The organism is Desertimonas flava (genome assembly GCF_003426815.1).
In the GTDB taxonomy this organism is placed as follows: domain Bacteria; phylum Actinomycetota; class Acidimicrobiia; order Acidimicrobiales; family Ilumatobacteraceae; genus Desertimonas; species Desertimonas flava.
In genome coordinates this window covers 13325-38865 of sequence record NZ_QKYK01000043.1, presented here as the reverse complement: position 1 = coordinate 38865, position 25541 = coordinate 13325, and the positions used below count along the sequence as shown (strand labels likewise).

The 25541-nt window shown below is 69.9% G+C and carries 22 protein-coding genes; 7 read left to right on the top strand and 15 right to left on the bottom strand.

Annotation, left to right across the window (positions count from 1 at the left end; translation table 11 throughout):
- Nucleotides 1–136 precede the first annotated feature (136 nt).
- On the top strand, nt 137–1096 hold the full coding sequence (locus DN771_RS27115) for a DNA polymerase domain-containing protein (RefSeq protein WP_117000700.1): 960 nt from the start codon (nt 137–139) through the stop codon (nt 1094–1096).
- 60 nt (nt 1097–1156) lie between these two features.
- Here DN771_RS27115 and uvrC read toward each other — a convergent pair whose 3' ends face one another.
- A complete protein-coding gene (gene uvrC, locus DN771_RS27110; protein WP_117000699.1) occupies nt 1157–3079 on the bottom strand; it encodes an excinuclease ABC subunit UvrC in 1923 nt (640 codons plus the stop codon).
- A gap of 134 nt (nt 3080–3213) precedes the next feature.
- On the opposite strand from uvrC, the gene DN771_RS27105 reads away from it, so the two are divergent.
- Entirely contained in the window at nt 3214–4185 is a 972-nt protein-coding gene (locus DN771_RS27105; RefSeq protein ID WP_117000698.1) for a rhomboid family intramembrane serine protease, read from the top strand.
- A gap of 192 nt (nt 4186–4377) precedes the next feature.
- Here DN771_RS27105 and uvrA read toward each other — a convergent pair whose 3' ends face one another.
- Nucleotides 4378–7257 carry an excinuclease ABC subunit UvrA gene (gene uvrA, locus DN771_RS27100; protein ID WP_117000697.1) on the bottom strand — a complete coding sequence of 960 codons (2880 nt, stop codon included), beginning with the start codon at nt 7255–7257 and terminating at the stop codon, nt 4378–4380.
- Between the two features lie 220 nt (nt 7258–7477).
- Between uvrA and DN771_RS27095 the strand changes: the two genes are divergently transcribed.
- Nucleotides 7478–8692, top strand: a complete 1215-nt coding sequence (locus DN771_RS27095) for a glycosyltransferase (protein WP_117000696.1) — start codon at nt 7478–7480, stop codon at nt 8690–8692.
- Here the strand turns inward: DN771_RS27095 and uvrB are convergent.
- The 3 genes from uvrB to DN771_RS27080 all read right to left on the bottom strand — a co-directional run bounded on the left by uvrB (nt 8655) and on the right by DN771_RS27080 (nt 11638).
- Nucleotides 8655–10655 carry an excinuclease ABC subunit UvrB gene (uvrB, locus tag DN771_RS27090; RefSeq protein ID WP_117000707.1) on the bottom strand — a complete coding sequence of 667 codons (2001 nt, stop codon included), beginning with the start codon at nt 10653–10655 and terminating at the stop codon, nt 8655–8657. The two genes, DN771_RS27095 and uvrB, sit on opposite strands and share 38 nt — an antisense overlap.
- Before the next feature lie 187 nt (nt 10656–10842).
- On the bottom strand, nt 10843–11373 hold the full coding sequence (locus tag DN771_RS27085; RefSeq protein ID WP_117000695.1) for a DinB family protein: 531 nt from the start codon (nt 11371–11373) through the stop codon (nt 10843–10845).
- 40 nt (nt 11374–11413) lie between these two features.
- Nucleotides 11414–11638, bottom strand: a complete 225-nt coding sequence (locus DN771_RS27080) for an FmdB family zinc ribbon protein (RefSeq protein ID WP_117000694.1) — start codon at nt 11636–11638, stop codon at nt 11414–11416.
- A 209-nt stretch (nt 11639–11847) separates the two neighbouring features.
- Between DN771_RS27080 and DN771_RS27075 the strand changes: the two genes are divergently transcribed.
- Nucleotides 11848–12867 carry a DUF6454 family protein gene (locus DN771_RS27075; protein WP_117000693.1) on the top strand — a complete coding sequence of 340 codons (1020 nt, stop codon included), beginning with the start codon at nt 11848–11850 and terminating at the stop codon, nt 12865–12867.
- A gap of 12 nt (nt 12868–12879) precedes the next feature.
- On the opposite strand, the gene DN771_RS27070 is transcribed toward DN771_RS27075, so the two are convergent.
- The 5 genes from DN771_RS27070 to DN771_RS27050 form a co-directional block, all read right to left on the bottom strand.
- Entirely contained in the window at nt 12880–13536 is a 657-nt protein-coding gene (locus tag DN771_RS27070) for a lysoplasmalogenase (RefSeq protein ID WP_162942469.1), read from the bottom strand.
- Nucleotides 13533–14177, bottom strand: coding sequence for a dephospho-CoA kinase (gene coaE, locus DN771_RS27065; protein WP_117000691.1), 645 nt, complete (start codon nt 14175–14177; stop codon nt 13533–13535). Before coaE ends, DN771_RS27070 begins: the two co-directional genes overlap by 4 nt.
- 154 nt (nt 14178–14331) lie before the next feature.
- Complete coding sequence (gene rpsA, locus DN771_RS27060; protein ID WP_117000690.1) at nt 14332–15624, bottom strand: 30S ribosomal protein S1; 1293 nt, start codon at nt 15622–15624, stop codon at nt 14332–14334.
- A gap of 184 nt (nt 15625–15808) precedes the next feature.
- Nucleotides 15809–16609: an SAM-dependent methyltransferase gene (locus tag DN771_RS27055; RefSeq protein WP_227462499.1), complete on the bottom strand. Its 801-nt coding sequence runs from the start codon at nt 16607–16609 to the stop codon at nt 15809–15811.
- A complete protein-coding gene (locus DN771_RS27050; protein WP_117000689.1) occupies nt 16606–17226 on the bottom strand; it encodes a YczE/YyaS/YitT family protein in 621 nt (206 codons plus the stop codon). Before DN771_RS27050 ends, DN771_RS27055 begins: the two co-directional genes overlap by 4 nt.
- Before the next feature lie 134 nt (nt 17227–17360).
- Here DN771_RS27050 and DN771_RS27045 point away from each other — a divergent pair, with 134 nt between their 5' ends.
- Nucleotides 17361–19079, top strand: a complete 1719-nt coding sequence (locus tag DN771_RS27045; protein WP_117000688.1) for an RNA polymerase sigma factor — start codon at nt 17361–17363, stop codon at nt 19077–19079.
- Nucleotides 19080–19173: 94 nt separating this feature from the next.
- Nucleotides 19174–19449: a hypothetical protein gene (locus tag DN771_RS27040; RefSeq protein ID WP_162942468.1), complete on the top strand. Its 276-nt coding sequence runs from the start codon at nt 19174–19176 to the stop codon at nt 19447–19449.
- An 18-nt stretch (nt 19450–19467) separates the two neighbouring features.
- On the opposite strand, the gene DN771_RS27035 is transcribed toward DN771_RS27040, so the two are convergent.
- Entirely contained in the window at nt 19468–20439 is a 972-nt protein-coding gene (locus DN771_RS27035; protein ID WP_117000686.1) for a helix-turn-helix transcriptional regulator, read from the bottom strand.
- A 64-nt stretch (nt 20440–20503) separates the two neighbouring features.
- Here DN771_RS27035 and DN771_RS27030 point away from each other — a divergent pair, with 64 nt between their 5' ends.
- On the top strand, nt 20504–21019 hold the full coding sequence (locus DN771_RS27030) for a pyridoxamine 5'-phosphate oxidase family protein (protein WP_162942467.1): 516 nt from the start codon (nt 20504–20506) through the stop codon (nt 21017–21019).
- Between the two features lie 194 nt (nt 21020–21213).
- Here the strand turns inward: DN771_RS27030 and polA are convergent, their stop codons facing one another.
- The 4 genes from polA to DN771_RS27010 all read right to left on the bottom strand — a co-directional run bounded on the left by polA (nt 21214) and on the right by DN771_RS27010 (nt 25472).
- The gene (gene polA, locus DN771_RS27025; protein ID WP_117000684.1) at nt 21214–23880 is read right to left on the bottom strand and encodes a DNA polymerase I; all 2667 of its coding nucleotides are present in this window, start codon (nt 23878–23880) and stop codon (nt 21214–21216) included.
- A 31-nt stretch (nt 23881–23911) separates the two neighbouring features.
- Nucleotides 23912–24487, bottom strand: coding sequence for an ANTAR domain-containing response regulator (locus tag DN771_RS27020; protein ID WP_117000683.1), 576 nt, complete (start codon nt 24485–24487; stop codon nt 23912–23914).
- A 70-nt stretch (nt 24488–24557) separates the two neighbouring features.
- Entirely contained in the window at nt 24558–24863 is a 306-nt protein-coding gene (locus tag DN771_RS27015; RefSeq protein WP_162942466.1) for a hypothetical protein, read from the bottom strand.
- 72 nt (nt 24864–24935) lie between these two features.
- On the bottom strand, nt 24936–25472 hold the full coding sequence (locus DN771_RS27010) for a hypothetical protein (RefSeq protein WP_162942465.1): 537 nt from the start codon (nt 25470–25472) through the stop codon (nt 24936–24938).
- Between the last annotated feature and the right edge of the window lie 69 nt (nt 25473–25541).

Sequence of the window (25541 nt, the reverse complement as noted above, 5' to 3'; positions counted from 1 at the left end):
GCCATCCACGTCAGCACCATCAACCGGCGAACCCGATCAGGAACACGACTCCGTGCCATCACCAACACCTCCAAGGCTCAAGGTGTTGCACTCACCGCTGGCGGGCAGGCAGGCACCAACCGTTAGGGTCGTTGGAGTGGGGACCGACGAGACGCGCGACGGGGTGGAGCTGACCAATCTCGATCAGCCGCTGTTCGACGGCGCGGACGCCGCCAAGCGCGACCTCGTCGAGTACATCGACGCGGTCGCCGAGCGGATGATCAAGGTCCTCGCCGACCGGCCGCTCTCGGTCGTCCGCGTGCGCCCCGGCCAGAAGCCGTTCATGCAGAAGAACACGCCGAAGTACGCGCCCGACTGGATCGACCGCGTCGACCTGTGGGCCGAGACGTCGAAGCGCACCGTGTCGTACGCGGTCGCCAACGATCGCCGAACGTTGATCTGGTTCGCCAACCAGCGAGCCGTCGAGTACCACCCGACGCTCGCCCCCACGTCGGCGTTCGACGAGCCGACGCATCTCGTGCTCGACCTCGACCCACCGGGGGCTGATGCGTTCGACATGGCGGTCGAGGTCGCCCTCGCCGTGCGTGAGGCGCTCGCCGCCAACGATCTCGACGGCGCCGTCAAGACCAGCGGGTCGAAGGGGATTCACATCTTCGTGCCGGTCGAGCCCGGACTGGGGATGGACGACGCGGCGGCGGCCACACGCGCCCTGGCCGCGCACGCGGCGGCGCTCGTCCCCGACGTGGCGACGACGGCGTTCCTCAAGGACGACCGCGAGGGCAAGCTGTTCGTCGACTCCACGCGGGTCGGCTGGGGAACGGTGGTCGCCGCCTACAGCCCACGGATCCGTCCCGGCGTACCCGTCTCGTACCCCGTGGCGTGGGAGGACCTCGCCGGCGTGGTGCCGTCGGAGCTGACCATGCGCACCGTGCTCGAGCGGCTGGGCGACGACGACCCGTGGGAGCGCTCGATGCCGCCGACGCAGTCACTCCCCGCCGAGCTCATCGCCGAGGGCCACACGATCCCGGTGGCGCGGGTCCAGGCGATGCACGAAGGCAAACGGCGCCGCCGGGCGGCGAAGTCGGGCGACAAGTGACGGCCGGCGCCGACCTGACGATTGGGGCCTGGCCCCAACCGTCAGGTCGCGCGAGTCGAGTCAGGCGCTGTCGGCCGGCGGGTGGAAGTGGGCGAAGACGGCCTCGGCCACCGCGTCGGGGAGGCCCTTCACCGCCTTGAGCTCCTCGAGCGAGGCCTGCTTGACGGCGTTCACACCGCCGAGCTCTTTGACCAGCTTCTTCTGACGCACGTCGCCGAGCCCTGGGATGCCGTCGAGTGAGCTGCGCGTCATGCGCTTGCTGCGCCGCTCGCCGTGGAACGTGTTGGCGAACCGGTGGGCCTCGTCGCGGATGCGCTGGAGCATGAACAGGGCCTCGCTCCCCCGCGGCAGGTCGACCGGATCGGGCCGACCCGGCACGTAGACCTGCTCGTAGCGCTTGGCGAGGCCGGCAACGGGGATCTCGTCGGCGAGGCCGAGCTCGTTGACCACCCGCTCGGCGACACCGAGCTGCCCCTTGCCGCCGTCGACGAGGAGCAGCTGCGGCGGGTAGGCGAACTTCGCCGGGCGCCGCCGACCGACCTCCTCGGTGGGCTGCCCGTCGGCGTCGAGCCCGCCGGCGAGCCGCTCGGCCGGGGTGGCGTCGCGCGCCGCGATGTAGGCCTTGAGGCGACGGGTGAGCACCTCTTCCATCGCGCCGTAGTCGTCGTTGCCCGGGACGTGCACCTTGAACCGCCGGTACTCGCGCTTGTTCGGCAGCCCGTCCTCCATCACCACCATCGAGCCGACGTAGTCGGTGCCCTGGAGGTGAGCCATGTCGTAGCACTCGATGCGCAGCGGCGCCTCGGGAAGGTCGAGCGCCTTCTGCAGCTCGTTGAGCGCCTTGGAGCGCGAGTTGTGGTCGCCGGCGCGGCGGAGCCGGTGGCGGACGAACTCCTCCTTGGCGTTGGCCGTGACCGTCTCGAGGAGGACGCGGCGGTCGCCGCGCTGAGGGACGCGGATCTCGACGCGCGATCCGCGCGCGAGGGTCAGCCACTGTTGGTAGAGGTCGAGGTCCTCCGGCTCGGTGGGCACGAGAACGAGCTTGGGCACCCCCTGCGGAGGGTCGTCGCTGTACAGGTGGTCGAGCACCCGGTCGATGAGGCCGGCGGGCGTCAGCGCCTCGACCTTGTCGAGCACGAAGCCCTTGCGGCCGACGACCCGTCCACGCCGCACGTAGAACACCTGCACCGACGCTTCGAGGTCGTCGTCGGCGAGGCCGATCACGTCGACGTCCTCGCTCTTGTCGGCGACCATCTGCTGCCGCTCGATCGCCCGCCGCACGGTGCTCAGGCGGTCGCGCAAGCGGGCCGCCTTCTCGAACTCGAGATTGGCGGCGGCAGCCCGCATCTCGCTATCGAGCTGCTTGACGATCGGCTCGGTGTCGCCGTCGAGGAACTCGCACAGCTCCTCGACCAGCTGGCGGTGGGCGGCCTCGTCGATCTCGCCGACGCAGGGCCCCGAGCACTTCTCGATGTGGAACAGCAGGCACGGCCGGCCGAGCCGGTGGTGCTGGTTGAATTTCGCCGGGCTGCACGTGCGGATCGGGAACGAGCGCAGCAGTTCGTCGAGCGTGTCGCGGATCGCGTAGGCATGCGCGTACGGGCCGAAGTAACGGGTGCCTCTGCGCTTGCGCCCCCGCATCACCAGCGCCCGTGGCCACTGCTCGTCGACCGTCACGGCCAGGAAGGGATAGCTCTTGTCGTCGCGCAGGCGGACGTTGAACCGGGGATCGTGCTCCTTGATGAGCGAGTGCTCGAGCATGAGCGCCTCGACCTCGTTGCGCACGATGATCCACTCCACCGACTCCGCCGTCGCGACCATGTCGGCGGTGCGCGTGTGCAGGGTGCGGGGGTCGGCGAAGTAGTTCGACAGCCGTTGACGGAGGTTGGCGGCCTTGCCGACGTAGATGACCCGACCGTGGGCATCCTTGAACTGGTACGACCCCGGCGCCTCGGGGATCGTTCCGGCGGGGGGACGCTTCATCGCAGTCGAGGATACGAGCGGCACCCGGCCGATCACACGTTCGGGACCGCCGAGCGAACGCGCGTGACGGGGGCCGGCCGAGGGCGTGTCGTGCCGCGGCGATCGGCCGGTCCTCGGATACCGTGGCTGGCCGTATGGCCAGCCGCTTCTCCTTCTCCGTGCCCGGCCGCCGGGGACCGAGCGACCCGTGGTTCCGAGTCGGCACCGTCGACGTCACCACCACCGTGCTGGTGACCGCGCTGTGCGTGCTCAGCCTCTTCGTCTATGCCTTCGAGGGCGACCGGCACCCCGTGCTCGAGAAGCTCGCCCTCATCCCCGACGACGTGACGTCGGGGCAGGTGTGGCGGCTCTTCACGTGGCCGCTCGCCAACTTCCCCGACGGCGGGCGCCTGCTCTGGACGGTCATCACTATCGCCATCTTCTGGCTCTTCGGACGCGAGATCGAGCGCCTGATGGGCCGTGTTCGCTTCACGGTCTTCCTCCTGCTGCTCACGGTGATCCCGGGCATCGTCGGAACGCTCATCGACACGGTGCAGTTCGGCATCCGCCCGATCGAGTTCGGCGTGTTCCTCGTCTTCGTTGCCGAGTACCCGTTCGCCCGCTTCTTCTTCAACATCCCCGGGTGGGTCGTCGGTGCCGTCCTGCTGGTGATCGAGATCCTGCAGATCCTCGCCGATCCGGATTCGGAACGACACCTGATCTTCCTGTTCGTCACGCTGGCGGTCGCCGGCATCACGGCCAAGTCGATGGGTCTGCTGTCGAGCCTGCCGTGGATGCCGGCGGTGCCGCTCGGCCGATTCGGTGGTGGCGGGTCGTCGCGCCGGTCACGCCCCAAGCGGCCGCGCGCCGCCGGGGGCGGATCACGCTCGCCCGGGCGCCGTTCGGGCGGTGACGTCGTGGAAGGGCCGTGGACCGCCCCGCGATCGGGACCGACGGGGTCGGCACCGCTCCCCCCGCCTCCCGTGTCGGCGGCGGAGGCGGCCGCCGATCAGGCCGAGCTCGACGCCCTCCTCGACAAGATCTCCGACCTGGGCATGGACGGCCTGAGCAGCGCCGAGAAGCAGCGCCTCAACGAGCTGTCCAAGCGCATGCGCAACCGTCGCTGAGAGCAGCGTTCACGCGGCCTGCGTGACTTTTCAGCGAGCGCAGCGAGCGTCCCGGAGTCCGAGCGGTGAAGCGAGCGGAGCGAGCGTTCACGCGGCCTGCGTGACTTTTCAGCGAGCGCAGCGAGCGTCCCGGAGTCCGAGCGGTGAAGCGAGCGGAGCGAGCGTTCACGCGGCCTGCGTGGCCGGGGAACGCTACAAGAGGTCGCGGAGGTACTTGCCGGTGTAGCTCTCGGCGACGGTCGCCACGTGCTCGGGTGTCCCTTCGGCGACGATGGCGCCACCCCCGCTGCCGCCCTCGGGACCGAGGTCGATGATCCAGTCGGCCGTCTTGATGACGTCGAGGTTGTGCTCGATCACCAGCACGGTGTTGCCCTGATCGACCAGCCGCGACAGCACGGTGAGCAATCGTCGAACGTCGTCGAAATGGAGACCGGTGGTGGGCTCGTCGAGCAGGTAGATGGTGTGCCCGGTGGAGCGCTTGGCCAACTCGGTGGCCAGCTTGACGCGCTGTGCCTCGCCGCCCGACAGCGTCGGCGCCGACTGGCCGAGCCGGACGTAGCCGAGCCCGACGTCCATCAACGTCTCCATGTAGCGGGCGATCGCCGGCTGGTTGGCGAAGAACTCGACGGCCTCGGCCACCGGCATGTCGAGCACGTCGGCGATGTTCTTGCCCTTGAACTCGATGTCGAGAGTGTCGCGGTTGTAGCGGTCGCCCTTGCACACCTCGCACGGCACGTAGACGTCGGGCAGGAAGTGCATCTCGATCTTGATCGTGCCGTCGCCGGCGCACGCCTCGCAGCGGCCGCCCTTGACGTTGAAGCTGAATCGTCCGGGCATGTAGCCGCGCACCTTGGCCTCGTTGGTGGAGGCGAACAGCTTGCGGACGTTGTCGAACACACCCGTGTAGGTGGCCGGGTTCGAACGGGGCGTGCGGCCGATCGGTGACTGGTCCATGTCGATCACCTTGTCGAGGTGCTCGATGCCGACGATGCGCCGGTGCTTGCCCGCGGGAGTCTTCGACTTGTAGATGCGCTGCATCAGCACGGGCAGAAGGATGTCGCGCACGAGCGTCGACTTGCCCGATCCCGACACGCCCGTGACGGCGACGAACTTGCCGAGGGGGATGGTGACGTCGAGATCGCGCAGGTTGTGCTCGCGGGCGGCCTCGATGACGAGCCGTTCCCCGTTGCCGGGCCGTCGCACCTCGGGCACGGGCACCTGCTGACGGCCGCTCAGGTACTGGCCGGTGATCGACTCCTTGACCTTGGTGATGCCGGCGACGGGGCCGCTGTAGACGATGGCGCCGCCGTGCTCGCCCGCCCCGGGGCCGATGTCGACGATCCAGTCGCTCTCGCGGATGGTCTCCTCGTCGTGCTCGACGACGATGACCGTGTTGCCGAGATCGCGCAGACGGGTCAAGGTGTCGATGAGCCGGCGGTTGTCGCGCTGGTGCAGGCCGATGGACGGCTCGTCGAGCACGTACAGCGTCCCCACGAGGCCGGAGCCGATCTGGCTCGCCAGCCGGATGCGCTGGGCCTCGCCGCCGGCCAGGGTGCCGGCCGACCGGGACAGCGTGAGGTAGTCGAGGCCGACATCGAGGAGGAACCCCAGCCGGGCATTGATCTCCTTGGTGATGCGCTCGGCGATCATCCGGTCGCGCTCGGACAGCTCGAGCCCGGCGAGGAACTTGGCGCTTTCGCCGATCGAGAGGTCGGCGATCTCGCTGATGTTGCGGTCGTTGACCGTGACGGCGAGCGTGGACGGCTTGAGGCGGGCGCCACCGCACGCGGTGCACGGCACCTCGCGCATGTAGCCCTCGTACTGCTCGCGGGACCAGTCGCTGTCGGACCCCTCGTGCCGGCGCTTGATCCAGGGGATCACGCCCTCGTAGTCGGCGCTGTACTGCCGCACCCGTCCGTAGCGGTTCTTGTACTTGACGGTGAGCTTTCCCGAGGCTCCGTTGAGGATGACCTTCTGCTGCTTGGCCGTGAGCTTCGACCACGGCGCGTCCATGTCGATCTTGTTGGCCTCGGACACCGTCTCGAGCAGACGCGTGAAGTACTGGGTGTGGGCGCTGCGCCACGGGGCGATGGCGCCGCCGTTGAGCGACAGGTCGGGATCGGGGATGACCAGCTCGGGGTCGATCTCGAACGTCGTGCCCAGACCGTCGCACTTCTCGCAGGCGCCGTACGGCGAGTTGAACGAGAAGTTGCGCGGGGCGGGCTCCTCGTAGCTCGTGCCACACAGCGGGCAGGCGAGGTGTTCGGAGAAGGTGATCGCCTCGTTGTCGTCGTCGCCGGGCGTGATGATCTCGACCTCGGCCACGCCCTCGGCGAGGCGCAAGGCCGTCTCGAGCGAGTCGGTGAGGCGGCGCTCGATGCCCTCGCGGAGCACGAGGCGGTCGATGACGACCTCGATCTTGTGCTGCTCGTAGCGGGCGAGGCGCTCCTCGCGCTTCAGGAACTCGTCGATGACGACGACCTCGCCGTCGATGCGGGCGCGGACGTAGCCCTGGCCCGACAGATCCTCGAGCAGCGTGTCGTACTCGCCCTTGCGGCCGCGGACGACCGGGGCGAGGACCTGAAACCGGGTGCCCTCGGCGAGCTGCAGGATGCGGTCGACGATCTGCTGCGGCGTCTGCCGCTCGAGGCGCGTGCCGTCCTTGTAGCAGTGCTGGACTCCGACGCGAGCGAAGAGCAGGCGCAGGTAGTCGTAGACCTCGGTGATGGTGCCGACGGTGGACCGCGGGTTGCGGCTGGCCGACTTCTGGTCGATCGAGATCGCCGGGGAGAGGCCGTCGATGACGTCGACGTCGGGCTTGTCCATCTGCCCGAGGAACTGGCGGGCGTAGGACGACAGCGACTCGACGTACCGGCGCTGGCCCTCGGCGTAGATGGTGTCGAAGGCGAGCGACGACTTGCCCGACCCGGACAGGCCGGTGAACACGACGAGCTTGTCGCGCGGCAGCTCGACGTTGACGTTGCGCAGGTTGTGCTCGCGCGCGCCGCGCACGATGATCTGCGGCGCGTCGGGAGCCGCCGTGCGCTTGGCGGAGGGCTTGCGGGGGGCCATCAGCGGACCACGCTACCGACGGACGTGCTGGTCGATGAGCTCGCTTCGCTCCGGTCGACGAGCTCGCTTCGCTCACTCCGGACACGGGCATGAGGGCCGTACATCGCCGTCGAGGATACCACGATCACGAACATCCGTACCCGGATCAGATGTTCGGTCGCCGCGGGTGGTCGTCCCGAATTCTCGTGACAGCGGCGGTCTCCGACGACACGCTTCGCCGATGCGGATCCTCGTGTCGACGACGGCTGGACCTGGACACTTCGGCCCGGTGGTTCCCTTCGCCCGAGCGTGCCTCGAGGCGGGCCACGACGTGCTGGTCGCCGCACCTCGCTCGTTCTCGGACACCGTCGGGTCCGCAGGGTTCACGCATGCACCATTCGACGACGTGCCCGAGGAGGTGATGGGAGCCGTGTTCGGACGGCTCCCTGGTCTGCCCCGCCACGAGGCGAACTCGATCGTGCTCGGCGAGGTCTTCGGGCGCCTCGACGCCCAGGCTGCGCTCGTCGGGGTGTCCGAGACGGTGGCGGCATGGGCGCCTGACGTGATCCTCCGCGAGCCGTGCGAGTTGGCGTCGTGGGCGGCCGCCGTCGCGGCCGGGATCCCCCAGGTGGTTGTGCGCATCGGCATCGCCGCGATGGACGTCGAGATGACCGCCGCGTGGCTCGATCCGCTGGACGAGCTCCGGGCGCTGGCGGGGATCGACCCCGGCGCCGGTCCCCCACCGACGCAGGGCGATCTGACACTCAGCCTGGTCCCGCCGGCCTTCGACAACGGCCCGGCGGCGGGTGCTCCTCCCGGTTCACCGACCGTGCACCGCCATCGCGACGGGTCGCCGGCCGCGGCCGCCGTTCTGCCCGACGGCATGGCCGACAGCGACGCGCCGCTGGTGTACGTGACGTTCGGGTCGGTGGCGGGCGGCCTCGGACCGTTCGCCGCGATCTATCCGGCCGTCGTGGAGGCTCTGGCGGGCCGGGCCGAGCAGGTGCTGCTCACGTGTGGTAAGGCGCTCGACCCGGCGTCCCTCGAACCTTTGCCGAGGAACGTTCGGGCCGTGTCGTGGTGGCCCCAGCGAGACGTGTTGCCGGCCGCGGCGGCGGTGATCGGCCACGGGGGCTTCGGTACGACCCTCGGCGCCTTGACGGCCGGCGTCCCGCAGCTCGTCGTCCCACTGTTCTCGTCGGACCAGTTCCTCAATGCCGCCCGTGTTGCCGAGACTGGGGTCGGCCTGCGGATCGGCAGCGGGCTCGACGGCGTCGACGACCTCCCAGCCGCGCTCGACACGTTGCTGGGCGAGCCGTCCTACTCCGACACGGCAGCAACGATGGCCGCCGACGCTGCTGCGCTCGCGGACGTCGCCGCGGCGGTCGAGGTGGTCGAGGACCTCGCCGGCCGCGGGCTCAGCCGGCGTCGCGGATCTCGCGGCGCAGGTCGTTGATCTCGTCGCGGAGCTTGGCGGCGTACTCGAAGCGGAGCTCGGCCGAGGCTTCGTGCATCTCGGCTTCGAGCGTCTGGATCAAGCGCTGCATCTCTTCCTGCGGCAGCGTGCGAAGCTCGCGTTGCACCTTGTCGCGCTCGCGCTGACGGCGGCGATCCTTGCCCGGCACCGGCGACAGGTCGTCGGGCCGCAGGAGCGAGAGGATGTCGCCGACCGCCTTGCGGATCGTCTGCGGGTTGATGCCGTGCTCGGCGTTGTAGGCGATCTGGGCCGCACGCCGGTTGTTGGTGAGGTCGATGGCGTGCGTCATCGAGTCGGTGATGCGGTCGGCGTACATGATCACCTGGCCGTCGACGTTGCGGGCGGCACGCCCGATCGTCTGGACGAGCGACGTCTGCGACCGCAGGAAGCCCTCCTTGTCGGCGTCGAGGATCGCCACCAGCGACACCTCCGGCAGGTCGAGGCCCTCCCGCAGCAGGTTGATGCCGACGAGGACGTCGAACTCCCCCAGGCGCAGGGCGCGCAGGATCTCGATGCGCTGCACCGTGTCGATGTTCGAGTGCAGGTACCGCACCCGGAGCCCCTGCTCGAGCAGGTACTCGGTGAGGTCCTCGGCCATCTTCTTGGTGAGCGTGGTGACGAGCACCCGGTCGCCCTTGTCGACACGCCCGTTGATGCCCTCGATCAGGTCGTCGATCTGGCCCTTGGTGGGCTTGACGATGACCTCGGGATCGATCAGGCCGGTCGGGCGGACGATCTGCTCGACGACCTGCGACGAGACGCGCAGCTCGTACTCGCTCGGCGTGGCCGACATGAAGATGCCCTGATTGATGCGCTCGAGAACCTCGTCGAACGTGAGCGGCCGGTTGTCCCGCGCCGACGGCAGGCGGAAGCCGTGCTCGACGAGGATGTCCTTGCGGCTGCGGTCCCCCTCGAACTGACCGTGCAGCTGCGGCACCGCCTGGTGACTCTCGTCGATGACGAGGAGGAAGTCGTCGGGGAAGTAGTCGAGCAGGGTGAACGGCGGCTGGCCGAACGTGCGGCCGTCGATGTGCATCGAGTAGTTCTCGATGCCGTTGCAGTAGCCGAGCTCGGCCATCATCTCGAGGTCGTAGCTGGTGCGCATGCGCAGGCGCTGGGCCTCGAGCAGCTTGCCCTCGGACTCGAACCAGGCGAGGCGCTCCTGCAGCTCGGCCTCGATCTTGCCCATCGCCACTGCCATGCGTTCGGCGCCGGCGACGTAGTGCGTGGCTGGGAACACCTGCACTCTCTGCAGCTCGCGCAGCGTCTCGCCGGTGAGCGGATCGATGACGGTGAGGCGGTCGACGGTGTCGCCGAACATCTCGATGCGCAGCACCGACTCCTCGTACGACGGATGCACCTCGATGGTGTCCCCCCGCACGCGGAACTTGCCGCGGCCGAGCACGGCGTCGTTGCGGTCGTACTGCATGTCGACGAGCCGGCGCAGGATGGCGCGCATGTCATAGTCGACGCCGACCGAGAGATCGATGAGCTGTCCCCGGTACTCATCGGGGTTGCCCATGCCGTAGATGCAGCTGACGCTGGCGACGACGATGGTGTCGCGCCGCGTGAGCAGGGCGGCGGTGGCCGAATGGCGGAGACGGTCGATCTCGTCGTTGATCGAGCTGTCCTTCTCGATGTACGTGTCGCTCGCCGCGATGTACGCCTCGGGCTGGTAGTAGTCGTAGTAGCTGACGAAGTACTCGACCCGATTCTCGGGGAAGAACTCGCGCATCTCCTGGGCCAGCTGAGCGGCGAGGCTCTTGTTGGGGGCGAGGATCAGCGTCGGCTTCTGCGTCGCCTCGATGGTCCAGGCGATGGTGGCCGACTTGCCCGAACCGGTGATACCGAGCAGGGTCTGGAAGCGGTCGCCGCGGAGGACTCCCTCGGTGAGTTTGGCGATCGCCTTGGGCTGGTCTCCTGCCGGCGCGAAGTCCGACATCACCTTGAACGGGCGATCGTCGACGGGACCGAGATCGATGCCACCGGCCGGGCTCTCGAACGACGACGGCGTGGCGAAGTTGGACAGCGCCTCGGGCGCGTCGGTGAGCACGGGCGAGGGGTTCGGCGTCTCACTCACCCGATCGAGTCTACCCCGAACAACTGTTCTCGCGCCGGCAGGTTTCTCCTCACCGATCCCTGAAGCACCGGTGGATTCGCTCGAGGTCCTGGCGGTGGTGCATCACCTCGTGCAACGTCTGCTGCGCCACCCACAGAAGGGTGCGGTCGCTCGGCACCGGGTAGTTGTACCGAACGGGTCGCGCCAGGTCGGGACGGTCGATGGAGCGCAGCAGCCGGAGGAACAAGTCTGCGGCCACGGGCAGTTCCTTGTGCCCGAGATCATCGGCGTTCTCGAACCGATACAGCCCGCCTCGGACGCGCTCGTCGCGATACATCGGTGAGAACGCTGGGCCCTGCTCGACCAGCCCCACCACCAAGCGGTCCCTCATCACCAGCAGCACGTCGCGGATGTGTGCCGCGTACTCGACGATCGACCAAGTGTCCGCGTCGGGGCGGTCGTACGCATGCCCTTCATCGTCGGCTTCTTCGACGATCTCGGTGATCCGATCCATCGTCACCGGGATGCCCAGCTCGATCATCTCGAAAGGAACGGCATCCCATGCGAACCCACAACTGTCGCACTGCTCCACTGCGCTCATTGGTCCACCGTAGGCGGCCCACTGAGCGAAGGCGTCGGAGTCAGTGGCCGCAGCCGCAGGCGCCGCCGCAGCAGCCGCCCCCACCGCCACCGGCCATCGCTGGTGCGGGCGCCGCGCCGGCCGACACCGACGCGAAGCTGGACAGGAGGCGGACGGTGCGGGTGTGACCCCGGGGGCACGGCGCCGGGTCGTTGGCCTCGGCCATCGGACGACGGACCTCGAAACGCTCGTCACAGGTCCGGCAGCGGTACTCGTACAAGGCCACGACCGAACGCTAGCGAACGGTTCATGCTCGGCACCACCTCCGCCCGGCGGGCGACGACGGCTGGAGACCGATCACCGATGCGGACCGGTCTGCCGGCCCCGCTGGGTGGCCAGCGAGCCGGGCAACCGGCAGCAGATCGGCCGACCAACAGTCGGCAAACATCGCGTACGGCGAGGCCGCGACGGCGCAGCACGATCGACAATGGACCGATGCAGCCAACGAATCCGGTATCGGCAGCCAGTTCCACGCGCGGCCTCCGCTCGATCGCCGCCACAGCAGCGGCGTTCACCGTGTTCGCCGGTCTGGGTGGCGCAGCCATCGCGTCGGCGCCGACGGACCCTCCAGCCGAGACCACGGCAGACGGCACCGTCACGCTCGTCGACGCGCTCCGGTCGCTCGATCGATCGACGGCGTGGGAACTGGTCGCCACGATCCCACTCGAGTTCCCGACCCACCACCCACAGGGCCTGGCCATCGTCGAGGACCGCCTGTTCATGTCGAGCGTCGAGATCATCGAGCCGACCGAGCGGTTCGACGAACCGGTCGACGGCTACGACCGCACACCTGGCGCCGGTGCCGGTCACGTGTTCGCGATGACGCGCGACGGGGAACTGCTCGATGACGTCGCGGTCGGCGAAGGCGACGCCTACCACCCGGGCGGGATCGACTTCGACGGCACCGACGTCTGGGTGCCGGTCGCCGAGTACCGGCCCGACAGCGCGGCGATCGTGTACCGCCTCGATCCGGACACGCTCACCGTCACGGAGGAGTTCCGGTACCGGGACCACGTCGGTGGCGTCGTGCGCGACCCGGAGTCGGAGCTCCTCTACGGCGTGACGTGGGGCTCGCGGCGGTTCGTCACGTGGACGACGTCAGGCGCACCGTTGGCGGCTGTCGCCAACCCGAGCCACCTCATCGACTGGCAGGACTGCCAATTCGTCGGCGACGGCATGCAGCTGTGCTCGGGTGTGACGGGCCTGGCCACCGCCGAGGCGGGCGCCGACTACGAGCTCGGCGGGATGGCGCTGATCGACCTCGAGACGGGCGACACGCTGAACGCCGTCCCGCTCCCGCTGTTCTCGTCCGCGGGCCACGTCGTCACCCGCAACCCGGTTGCGGTCGAAGTGGACGGCGACGTGCTCCGCCTGTTCGCCGCGCCCGACGACGGGCCCAGCGACGACGATCCCGACGCCGTGACCGAGCTGCTGGTGTACGAGGCCCAGCTGTAGGCGTACCTGCGGTCAGCCGCCGGCGATCAGGCCGGCGATGAGCAGCAGCTGTCCCATGTGGTACGTGGACATCACGCCGACGCGGGACCAGCGGAACGGCTGCACGAACCGGTCGTAGCCGATCATCCAGTCGCTGACGGCGAACAGCATCGCCCCTGCCGCGGCCGCCCAGACCGGCGTGCCCGTCGCCGTCGTCACCATCGTGGCGATCACGAGGGCGTAGAACGTCACCGCCCCCATCAGGATCGGTCCGCCATCGGCCCTGGCGCCCGGGATCGTCTGGCCGACGAACCGGAACCCGAAGAGCAGGGCGAGGAACGGGAAGGCGATCGCCAGGCGCGGCCACTCCACGCCGACCATCAGGGACGTGACGACGTAGGCGATGTGACCGAGGGCGAACGACCCGAGACCGGCGATGAAGCGTTCCTCGGTGTCGCCGAGCAGGGCGACGTCGCCGACCAGGCAGAGCACCACGGCGACGACGAGGGCGGTGCGAGCGCCGCTCTCCATGTCACCAGCGAGGGCGGCGATGGCGATGAGCACCACGGTGGCCGCCGTCTTGGTGACGGCGACCTGCCTCCGGTCGTCGCGGCCGGGGGCGACGGCGATCCAGTTGGCGACGGCGCAGATGGCGAAGGCGGCGACGAGACCGACCTCGACGGGGTTCACTCCGGGCTCGAGGCGGCGTCGGCCGCGGCGGGCACCGCGGTCGGCGGAAGCGTCTGCAACCACTCCCAGGCCTCGTCGACCTGGCGCTCGAGCGACGCCAGGTCACCGGAGTTGTCGAGCACACGATCGGCGAGCTCCCGCCGCTCCTCGCGCGAGATCTGATTGGCGATCCGCGCCCTGGCATCGGCTTCGGAGAAGCCGCGCTGGGCCACCAGCCGCTCGACGGCGACGTCGACGGGCACGTCGACGACGAGCACGGCGACCATGCCGTTGCGCTCACGATGTTCAGCGCGCAACAGCGGGATGTCGAGCACGACGACGTGGTCGGTGTCTGCCTCGGCGAGAACGCGGGCGGCCATCTCGGCCTGCACCGCCGGGTGGACGATCTTGTTGAGGGCCTGCAACGACTCGGCGTCGGCGAACGCCACCTCGGCGAGCTTGCCCCGGTCGAGCGAGCCGTCGGCGGCGATGACGTCGGCGCCGAACCGTTCGGCGATGGCGGCCAGGACCGGTGTCCCCGGCTGCTGCAACTCGTGGACGATGGCGTCGGCATCGACGATCACCGCGCCCCGCTCGGCGAGCAGCTTCGACACGGTCGACTTCCCCGATCCGATTCCCCCGGTCAACCCCACGACGATCACCCGCCGATCATGGCACGCGTGCCCCGACGGCCCCGAGAGCTGTGAGTCCACAGCGCGGATCTCTGCGCTGTGGGCTCACACTTCGGGCCGGCACGCGCAACGGCCCGGGGCGTCGGAACGCACCCGGGCCGTCGCCGTTCGTCTGCGGTGGGGACTACTCGGCCGCGGGGGCCTCGTCTGCGGGCGCCGCGTCAGCAGGTGCCTCGTCGGCAGGGGGGCCGTCCTCGCCGTAGTACTCCGACCATGCGGCTTCGCGCTCGGCGTCGGAATCGCCCGACGCCCAGTTGCCGTGCTCGTCGACCTCGAAGTGCTCGCGGTACTCCTCGGCCAGCTCGCCACCCTCGGCGGCCTGCTTGATCGACAGGCTGATGCGGCGGCGGGCCAGGTCGAGATCGATGATCTTGACCCACAGCTCCTCACCCGGCGTGACGACCTGATCGGGAGCGTCGACGTGGTGCGTGGACATCTCGGAGATGTGCACGAGACCCTCGATGCCGTCGCCGACCTGGACGAACGCCCCGAACTGGACGAGCTTGGTGACCCGGCCGTAGACGAGCTGACCGACCTCGTGGCTCTCGGCGAACTCCTGCCACGGATCCTGCTGCGTCGCCTTGAGCGACAGGCTGATGCGCTCGCGGCTCATGTCGACGTCGAGCACCTGGACCGTGACGTGGTCGCCGACGGCCACCACGGAACCCGGGTGGTCGACGTGCTTCCACGACAGCTCGCTGACGTGGATGAGACCGTCCATGCCGCCGAGATCGACGAAGGCGCCGAAGCTGACGACCGACGACACCGTCCCCTCGCGCACCTCGCCGACCTTGAGGTTGTTGAGGAAGTTGTCGCGCGACTCCTTCTGCGTCTCCTCGAGGTACGCCCGGCGGCTGAGCACCACGTTGTTGCGGTTCTTGTCGAGCTCGATGATCTTGGCCTGGATGCGCTGGCCGACGTACGGCTGAAGGTCGCGCACACGGCGCAGCTCGACGAGCGACGCCGGGAGGAAGCCGCGCAGGCCGATGTCGACGATGAGGCCACCCTTGACGACCTCGATCACCGGACCCTCGACGATGCCGTCCTCTTCCTTGAGCTTCTCGATGGTGCCCCACGCCCGCTCGTACTGAGCGCGCTTCTTGGAGAGGACGAGGCGTCCTTCCTTGTCCTCCTTGGTGAGGACGAGGGCTTCGACCTTCTCGCCGAGCGAGACGATCTCGTTGGGGTCGACGTCGTTGCGGATGCTGAGCTCACGCGACGGGATGACGCCCTCGGACTTGTAGCCGATGTCGAGCAGCACTTCGTCCTTGTCGATCTTGACGATCGTGCCGGTGACCAACTGGCCATCGTCGACCTCGACGAGCGTGCCGTCGATCGCGTCGGCGAAGGACATGCCGAGATCGTCGACGGAGATCTCGCGTGGGGTGTAATTGCCTTCGTCGTCGAAGGTGCCCATGGCGGGCGACGTCGAGCTGGTGGACGGCGAAGTGGTGGTGTCGGACAAGGGTTGGTGCTGCTTTCGGACGGACAGGAATCGGTGGATACGGTGTGGGCCGACGGTCGTTGACGAGGCCCCGGTCGGCCGGGCCTGTCTGCTCGGCCGGACGGCGCGCACGATGGCCGCGATCCGGCCGCACAGGTTAGCGCACCGCGGCGGAAACGTCTCCCCCGCCCGCCGCGTCGAGCGTGGCGAGCAGGAGGAACTCGGGCAGCTCGATCGTTGGCGGGCCCTCACCGTAAGCGCCCGGCTCCACTCCCGCGATGCGGTCGACGGTGAAACCGTGGGCGGCGGCCATCAGGCGCAGCTCTCGCGGCGTGTAGCACCCCGTCCACAGATCGGCCTCCGCGGCGGCGCCCGACTCGTCGCGGACCTCGGTGCGCTCGTGGCTGACACCGGTCCCGGCGTCGAACTGGGCATCGGTGTGATAGCGCACGGCGAAGTAGGCGTTGAAGGCGGTCAGGGCCAGCCGGCCCCCAGGTCGCAGAGCCCGGGCGATGCCGGCCAGGACGGCGTCGTCGTCACCGTTGGCCCGCATCATCCCGAAGGCGCCCTGGCAGAGGCAGATCGCCACGTCGAACTCGTGGACGAACGTGAGGTGCCGGGCGTCGAGGCGCTCGAACGTGGCCCGGCCCCCGGTGGAGGCGTCGGCGGCGAGCTCGGTGGCGACGTCGACGAAGCGCTGCGAGATGTCGACGCCGTGCGCTTCGATCCCCCGGCGCGCCAGCTCGATCGTGTGCCGCCCGGGCCCGCAGCCGACGTCGAGAACCCTCTTTCCCGGGCCCAGTCCGAGCGCCGCGACGAGATGGTCGATCTCCTGGCGGGTGCCCATCGTGTGCGAGTACCGCAGGTAGGCGGCGCCGAGGTGATCGGCGACGTCCTCGAACCAGTGCGCCCGCTCGCCCTTGTCCGGCGCGCCGGTCGACCCGCCGCGACCGGTCACGGGGCGACCACCGTCTCCCTGACGAGGAGCGGTGGCTGGTAGCGCAGGACGCGGAAGCCGACGGCGAGCAGCGGGCCGAAGGCGAAGGCGAACACGATGGTGCCCACGCCGAGGTCACCGCCGAGCGCCGCGCCGACGGCGATGACGAGGGCGTCGACCACCCACCGGGCCGCGGCGACGGGGACGCCACGGGCGATGATCCCGAGCATGAACACCTCCGACGGACCGGGACCGAGCTCGGTCGAAACGATCAGGCTGACCGCCACGACGAGGATGAGCACTCCGGCGACGAACATCGGGATCCGGGCGGCCAGAGCGTCGGGCGACGGCGTGAGATCGAGGGTGAGGTCGAGCAGCGGGGTGATGGCGAACGTTCCGACGACGCTCGCCCAACCGGCCCGCCCGCCGAGGGCCATCCCGATGGCGTACACGGTGGCCGCGGTGACCAGGAACGACACGCTGATGCGGATCCCGAGCGCCTCGGCGAGGCCGGTGGTCAAGACGTCGTAGGGGGCCACGCCCACCTCGGCCCTGATCACCAGGGCGACCCCGATCGCGACGAGCACGGAGGATGCGAGGAACCGTCCGAGCCTCGTCTTGGTGGACAGTCCCGACACCGCCCCGACGCTACGGGCGGAAATCATCTGGCGGCGTCGCCCGAGGATGGAAGAATTCGCAGGTTCTCGCGAGCGCCCGGCCGGTGGAGGCTCTGGACGTCTGACGACGCGAGAAGGACCAGGAGCGATGCTCGATGAGACAACCAGGCGTGGCGGGTACCGACGCGGCGATCGTGCAGGCGTATCTGGCCGGCGATCGCAACGCGCTCGCCGCGCTGTACGACCGCTTCGCGCCTGGGCTGTACGACACGGCGCGGGCGATGCTCCGCGATCCCGACGGGGCGTCCGACGTGGTCCAGGACGTCTTCTGTGTGGCCGCGGTGAAGCTCTCCCAGCTGCGCGACCCCTCACGGGTGAAGCCGTGGCTCTACGCGATCGCCCGGCACGAGATCTACCGGCGCAGCAAACGCCGGGCCCGCGAGGGCACGTCGCTCGATGCCATCGTGGCCGAGCGGGGTGACGACCCGATGGCGCCCCCCGATCCTCATGCCGACGGCGGCGCGGCGATCGAGTCGGATCTCGCCGAACTGGTCCGCGACGCCGCGGCCGGCCTCGACGAGTCCGACCAGTTGCTGCTCGAGCTCTCCGCCCGCCAGGGACTCGTCGGCGCCGAGCTGGCCGCCGCCATGGGGATCCCGGCGGGGCAAGCGCACTCGATGCTCTTCCGGATGCGCGAACGGCTGGAACGGGCGGTCGGCGCCGTCGTCGTCGCGCGCGGTGGACGCCGCCGATGCGCTGACCTCGCCAAGGTCCTGACGGGCTGGGACGGCACCTTCAACATCCTCTGGCGCAAGCGCATCGCCCGCCACATCGACGCCTGCTCGACGTGCCAGGAGACCCGGCGCGGCGCGGCCGTCCTCTCGCTGGCCAGTGCGGCGCCGGCGTTCGCCGCCCCGCTCGCCCTGCGGGCCCGCACGCTCGAAGCGGCCCATGCGGCGGCCGACGCCGCGGCCGCCGCGGGAGGCTCCGGGGCGGGCTCGACCACCCCCGACGGGTCGGCCATGTCCGGATCGGGCCAGGACTCCGGCTCGATGTCGGGGTCGACGCCCGGCTCGGACCCCGGGCCGGGGTCGGGGTCCCACGGCCGGTTGCGCCGGCGGAGCCGGACCAGCCGACGCGAGCAACGGACCGCCCGCCGGTACCGCTTCGACGACGAGGGCTTTCCCATCGGCTTCACCAGGCACCGCTCGCTCGTCGGGCCGATCACGGCCACCCTGACGGCCGCCTTCGCGATCGTGCTGGCCACGTCGCTGTGGAGCGTCCGGATCGGCGGGGTGAACGGCTCCGTCGGCGAGGCCCTCGCTCCGCCGCTCCCCCCGCCCGTCTCCAGCAGCACCACGACCACGACCTCGACCTCGCCGTCCACGCCCACCTCCACGTCCACGTCCACCTCCACCTCGACGTCCACGTCCACGACCAGCACCTCGACGACGAGCACCTCGACGTCGACCACGACGACGTCGACCACGACGACGTCGACCACGACATCGTCGACCACGACATCGTCGACCACGACGTCGTCGACGACGCCGACGACCGTCACGGCGCCGCCGACCACCTACATCAGCGTCTTCGTCGCTCCCACGGGAACCACGGGGACGACGGGCACGACGCGGCCGCCGCGCCGCACCACGACGACGGCGCCGGCCACGCCGGACACGACGACGACCACCGCGGCGACGACCACCACCACCAGACCGCCGGGCAACGACCGTCCCGGCCGCACGACGACCACGACCACGACGACTCCGCTCGTCTTCGTGACCCCCACGTCGCCGACGACGCCGGTGATCATCATCATCCCGCCGTTCGTCCCGATCTTCACCACCACGACGTACGAACCGCCCCACTGACCGCTCGCCAGGCGAAAATGCGCGAGTGGGAGCCGCCCTCGAGCTCTGGACGGATGAGGCGCCCGCCGGGCGCTCCCGAGCTCAGGAGCACGCCATGAACGACCGACCCCACCGCAGCAGCCGGGTCGCCCGCCGCCTCGCCGTGGCGATGGGCCTCGGCCTCGTCCCCCTCGTCGCCGGTGCGGCGGTCGCCTCCGCCGGAGCGGCCGACCGGCCCCACGTGGTCCCGGGCGGGCCCGACCTCGCCCAGCTCCCGTCGACGGGTGGCCCATCGATGACGATCGCCCTGCTCGCCGCCATGTTCATGTCCGCCGGGCTCGGCATCGCCTGCGCCGCCCGAGGCAGCCAGGTACGCCATCACCGCCGCTGACCGGCGACGCCGGGACGGTCAGCCGTGGTGCCGCACGAGCGCCCGGGCCTCGGCTGCGATTCGCTCGCCGACCTCGACCGGATCGAGCACCCGCAGCGCCGAGCCGAGCCGGATCAGCTCGTCGGCAGCCACCTCGGGTGATTCCGAGTGCACGGTCACAGCCGACCAGCCCGGCTCGTCCGACGGCGCGGCGCTCTCGAACGCCCACGTCGCCGCCGGCTCCGACAGGGCGTGACGCAGCCGGCCCAGCTGGTCGGTCCGCACGAGGACGTGGACCACGTAGGACCGCAGCTCGCGCTCGAAGCTCTCCATCGCCCGACCCCAGGCGGCGACGAGATCGAAGCCGGGCGGGCGCACCGCCGCCTCATCCCGGGCCACGACGGACTCGATCCGGCTGATCCGGTAGGTCCGCACGCCGTCCGGCCGGCGCACTCCGCCGAGGAGGTACCACGTGCCGTTCTTGAGCACGATGCCGAGCGGGTCGATGCGCCGCCGCACCCTGCCGCCACCCCGGCGGTACCGGACGTCGACGCGGCGGCCGTCCCACACCGCCGTCGCCAACGCGCCGAGCAGGGGGACATCGTCGGGCCGACGGAACCAGCCGGGCATGTCGACGTGGAACCGCTCACGCAGGCGGGCCGACCGGGCCCGCAGCTCGGCGGGGAGGGCGGCATCCACCTTCGCCTGTGCGGCCATGAGCACCGAGCCGAGGCCGAGCTGGGCCGCGGCGTCGGGCAGGCCGGCCAGTGTCAGGGCGGCCGCCTCCGGCTCGGTCAGCCCGGTCAGGCGCGTCTCGTAGCCCCCGGCGAGCGAGATGCCGCCGCCGAGCCCGCGTGCCCCGTAGATCGGTACGCCGGCCATCCCGAGGGCTTCGACGTCGCGGTACACCGTGCGGACCGACACCTCGAGCTCGGCGGCGAGCTCCTCGGCCGTGGTGCGCCCTCGTCGCTGGAGGACGAGCAGCAGCTGGACGAGTCGGCTCGCCTTCATCGCGTCCGATCGTAGGTCGTCTACCTGACAGAAGATGTCAGGTAGACGGTGGCATCCTCGGTGCATGCTCACGTTTGCCGAACTCGCCGACCGCGCCCCCACCCTGACCGCACCGATCACCGAACGCTTCGTCGCCGCCCGCCTCGGGCTGCTCGGCACGATCCGGGCCGACGGCTCGCCACGCGTCAGCCCGATCGAGGTGGGCCTGTTCGAGGGCGGGCTGTTCGTGGGCATGATGCCGCACTCGCACAAGCGCCGCGACGTGGCACGCGACCCGCGTGTGTGCCTCCTCACCCCGGTCGCCGATCACACCGATGTCGGCGGAGAGGGCAAGTTGTTCGGCGTGCTCGAGCAGGTGACCGACGCCGCTCGCGCCGAACGGATCCTGCGCCACCACGCGGCCGACGGAGACTTCGACCCGGAGACGATCGTCGGATCGCCGATGTTCGAGCTGCTCATCACCGCCGCGGCGTGGCAGCGGGTCGACGGCGAGGTGTGGACGACGACGAGCTGGAACCCGACCGACGGCCTCCGCGAGCGACGCCTCGCCGACCCCATGGCCGAGATGACCGACGTCTGACGGGGGCCCCGAGATAGTGCCTGGCACTATCTCGGGGGAGGCTCGGAGGGGGATTCCCCCTCCGATGCGGCGATGAGCGCAGCTTGCTGCGCCGCCGCCTCTTTCAACTCTTCAGTGCGAGCGAAGCGAGCTCATAACAAACTCGCCGCAACGAAGCGAGCGAGCGCAGCGAGCGATGCGGAGTGAGGACCAAACTATTTCGTGTCGGCCCAGGTGGCGCCCCAGGCGACGTTCACCTCGAGCGGCACGTTGAGCTCGGCGGAGTGGCGCATCAGGTCGACCACGACCGGACCGATCTCGTCGCGCTCGGCGTCGGGCACCTCGAGCAACACCTCGTCGTGCACCTGCAGGACGAGGCGGGCGCCGCTGTCGAGGTCCCGCAGGCGGGCGTCGATGCGGACCAGGGCGACCTTGAAGATGTCGGCGGCCAGACCCTGGATTCCGGCGTTCATCGCCTGCCGCTCCCCCGCCTGACGAACCCGCCAGTTGCCGTCGAGCAGTTCGGGGATCGGCCGGCGCCGGCCGAACAAGGTCTCGGTGTAGCCCACCTTGCGGGCCTCGACCACCGTGCGGTCCATGTACTCCTTGACGTTCGGGAAGGCCTCGAAGTAGGCGTCGAGGATCACCGCTGCCTCCTCGGTCGGGATGTTCAACCGCTGGCCGAGACCGTAGGCCTCCATCCCGTACGCCAGCCCGTACGAGACCATCTTCGCCTTCGACCGCTGGTCGAGCGTGACGGCCGACGGTTCGACACCGAACACCCGTGACGCCGTGGCGTTGTGGATGTCCTGCCCCTGCGTGAAGGCGGCGATCAGGCCTGGGTCGGCGGCGAGGTGGGCGATGCAGCGCAGTTCGATCTGGTTGTAGTCGGCCACGAGCAGGGCGTACCCGCCGGCAGGGACGAACGCCTTGCGGAACTGCCGTCCCTCGTCCCGGCGAACCGGGATGTTGTGCAGGTTGGGGCGGTCCGAACTGAGCCGGCCCGTCCGCGCCACGGTCTGGTTGAACGTGGCGTGGATCCGCCCGTCGGGGGCGACCTCGGCGAGCAGTCCCTCGCCGTACGTGCCGCGCAGCTTCTCCAGCTCACGGTACTGCAGCAGCGGTCCGATGAACTCGGGCCACTGCTCCTGCAGCTTCTCGAGCGACGCGGCATCGGTGGACGCGCCGGTCTTCGTCTTCTTCACCGGGGTGAGGCCACGGCCGGCCGGCGGCGCGGCGAAGAGGATCTCGCGCAGCTGCAGGGTGGAGTTGACGTTGAGGTCGTCGCGGCCCGCCAGGGCGCGGAGCTCGGCACCGAGGCGTGCCACCTCGCCCGTCAGGTGGTCGTTGAGACGGCGGAGCTCGTCGCGATCGACGGCGATTCCCACGTGTTCCATGCGGGCCAGCACGACCACGAGCGGGTTCTCGATGTCGCGGTAGAGGTCGGCCATGCCCTGGGCCTCGAGGCCGGCCATGAGCGGATCGACGAGGGCGGCGACGGCGAGCGCTTCGCGGCCGGCCTTGGCCTCGTCGCCGATCTGCTCACCGCCGAGGTCGAGCTGCCCGGCGGCCGTCGGGTCGTTGGCCGGCGCGGCGAACGAGGTGTAGTCCTCCACTACCGAGCCGAGGTCGTAACGCGCCTCGGCCGGCTTCAGCAGGTAGGCGGCGATGGCAGTGTCGAGCTCGAGGCCGACCACTTCCACGCCCTGGGCGAGCAACGATCGCATCAGCGGCTTGACGTCGTGGCCGCGCAGCGGCGCCGATCGCAGCGCCGCCGCCACGGCCGGATCGCCCAGATGGTCGGCCGGGATCCACGTCACGGCGGCGGTGTCGGCGTCGGTGACGACGGCGAGGCCGGTGACCGGTGAGCGTCCCGGCTCGCCGGCGAAGGCAGCGGACACGTCGAGGGCGGCGAGCCCGGCGATGGTCGCCGCCGAGGCGGCCGGCGACTCGCTCACGGTGACCTCGGCGACGAGCTCGTTGCGCTCCGAGCTGCTCGGCCGGATCGGCGCGCCAGGGCCGAGGGCCTCGGCGAGACGCTCCTCGAACGTCCGGAACTCGAGGAAGTTGAACAGGCGCTTCACCTCGTCGGCGTCGGGACGCACCGTGAGGTCGGCGGGGATCTCGATCGGCACGTCGCGCACGAGCACGGACACCTCGAGGTTCTTGCGCACGCGCGCCTCGCTCTCGGCCAGTGAGGCCCGCAACTTCGGCGTCTGCTTGTCGAGGTTGGCGAAGATCCCGTCGAGCCCGCCGTAGGTCGAGATCAGCTTGGCGGCCGTCTTCTCGCCCACCCCCGGGACCCCGGGGAGGTTGTCGCTCGGGTCGCCACGGAGGGCGGCGTACTCGGGATACTGCGCCGGCGTCACGCCGGTGCGCTCGAAGATCCCCGCCTCGTCGTAGAGCGCGTAGTCGCTCACGCCGCGCTTGTTGTACAGCACCTTGATGTGGGGGTCACGCACGAGCTGGTACGAGTCGCGGTCACCGGTGACGATGACCACCTCGTCGCCGCGGGCGACGGCCTGCTCGGCGGCCGTGGCGATGAGGTCGTCGGCCTCGTACCCCGCCAACTCGATGGTGGCGACACCGAGGGCGTTGAGCACCTGCCGCACGAGCTCCATCTGCTGGCGCAGCGGATCGGGCGCCTTCTCGCGGTTGCCCTTGTAGTCGGGATCGGCCTCGTGACGGAACGTCGGCTCGGGGCGATCGAACGCGATGAGCACCTGGTCCGGCCGCTGATCCTTGATCACGTAGATGAACATCGACGTGAAGCCGAAGACGGCGTTCGTCAGCTGTCCACTCGCCGTCGACATGTCGGCGGGCAGGGCGAAGAACGCCCGGTAGGTGAGTGAGTTCCCGTCGAGCAGCAGCAGCTTCGGCACGGCGACCACCGTACCCGCATGCTGCGGATGCTCAGGGGCGCAGGCTGCCGTCCACGACCCGGTCGGCGATGGCGCGCATCTTCGACCGCTCGCTCATGGCCCGACGCTGGATGAAGGCGAAGGCATCCTGCTCGCTGATGCCCAACTCGGTCATCAAGATGCCCTTGGCCCGCTCGATGGCCTTGCGCGCCTCGAGCTGTTCGCCCAGGGCGTCGATCTCGCCGGTGAGAGCGCGCAGCTCGCGGAACCGACCGATCGCCACCTCGATCGCCGGGACGAGGTCGCTCTTCTGGAACGGCTTGACCAGGTAGGCCAGCGCACCGGCGTCGCGGGCGTCCTCCACCACCTCGCGCTGGCTGAACGCGGTGAGGATCAGCACGCCGCAGAGCTTCTCGTTGTTGATGAGTCGTGCGACCTCGAGACCGTCTTTGCCCGGCATCTTGACGTCGAGGATGGCGAGATCGGGGAGCAGATCACGGACGAGCTCGATGGCCTCGTCACCGTTGCCCGTCTCGCCAACCACCTCGTAGCCCTCTTCCTCGAGGGTCTCGCGGAGGTCCATACGGATGATCGCCTCGTCCTCGGCGATCACGACGCGTATCGTCATCGGCCGTCTCCGCCGCTGATCGCCACCGCGTCGTCGCTGTGCGCTGTCACGTCGTCTCCTGTGCGAACGGTCATTCGCGGTCTCCAGTCAGCTTCGGCCCCTGGCCGGTCGTCATCCGATCGAGAAGTTGGTCCTGGCGCTGCTCGAGCTCGGCGATCTCGTCGACGACGTGCATCCGGTGCTTGCGCATCGCATCGAGGTGTTTGCGCGCTTCGTTCGACTCGTGGGACGCCATCGGCGTCTCCGAGACCAACGCCCGCAGCGACAGCTCGTCGGCGTCGTCAGCGAACTGCGTGAGCTGTTCGTCGATCATCGCCAGTTCCTCACGCAAGCCGCGCAGACGCGCCGCGGTCTGGGACAGACGCCGCTCGGTCATCCAGGTGCCCATAGAGCCAACCACCCTACAAGCGGGGCCGTGCAAGCTTCCGAGTAGCGGCGCGCCGCGGGTTCACTCTGAGCCGCGATCGACGGCCGCGTTGCGAAGGCGTCGGTTGTCGTCGCGGAACCAGCCACGAGTGCGTACCAGGTAGAGAAGCGCCAGCACGGCGACGGCGCCGACGACGGCGCCGATGAGGCTCCACATCCGGAATCCGTTGCCGTCGGTGTTGAGCTCCTGGCGACCGTCGCTGGCCGCGTCCCCCGTCCCCCACACGATGCCGAGGGTCATCAGGTTCGGCAGGGCCAGGATCGCCGCCACCGTCAGCCAGGCCACCCAGCCCTTCCACGTGCGGCGGGCGGACCGGAACCGGAAGCCGACCCAGATCGCCAGCAAGGGCAGGACGGTGAAGACGAAGCCGATGAAGAATCCGAAGAGGCCGCCGACCGTGAGCCGTCCATCGGTGACATCGGTGATGCGGTGCGCCCACCACCTCGGGATGATCGCCGCGCCGATCAGCCCGAGCAGCACGATCGCGCCGCCGAACAGCAGCGCGGTGACGATGCGGCGCTGCCAGGGCGTCCGTTCAACCCCGGGAGATCGACTCATCGGCTGGGCCATGGCGTAGATCGTGGCACGTGATGTCGGCGGCGCCGCGGACCGGCGGCGGCACGGGGC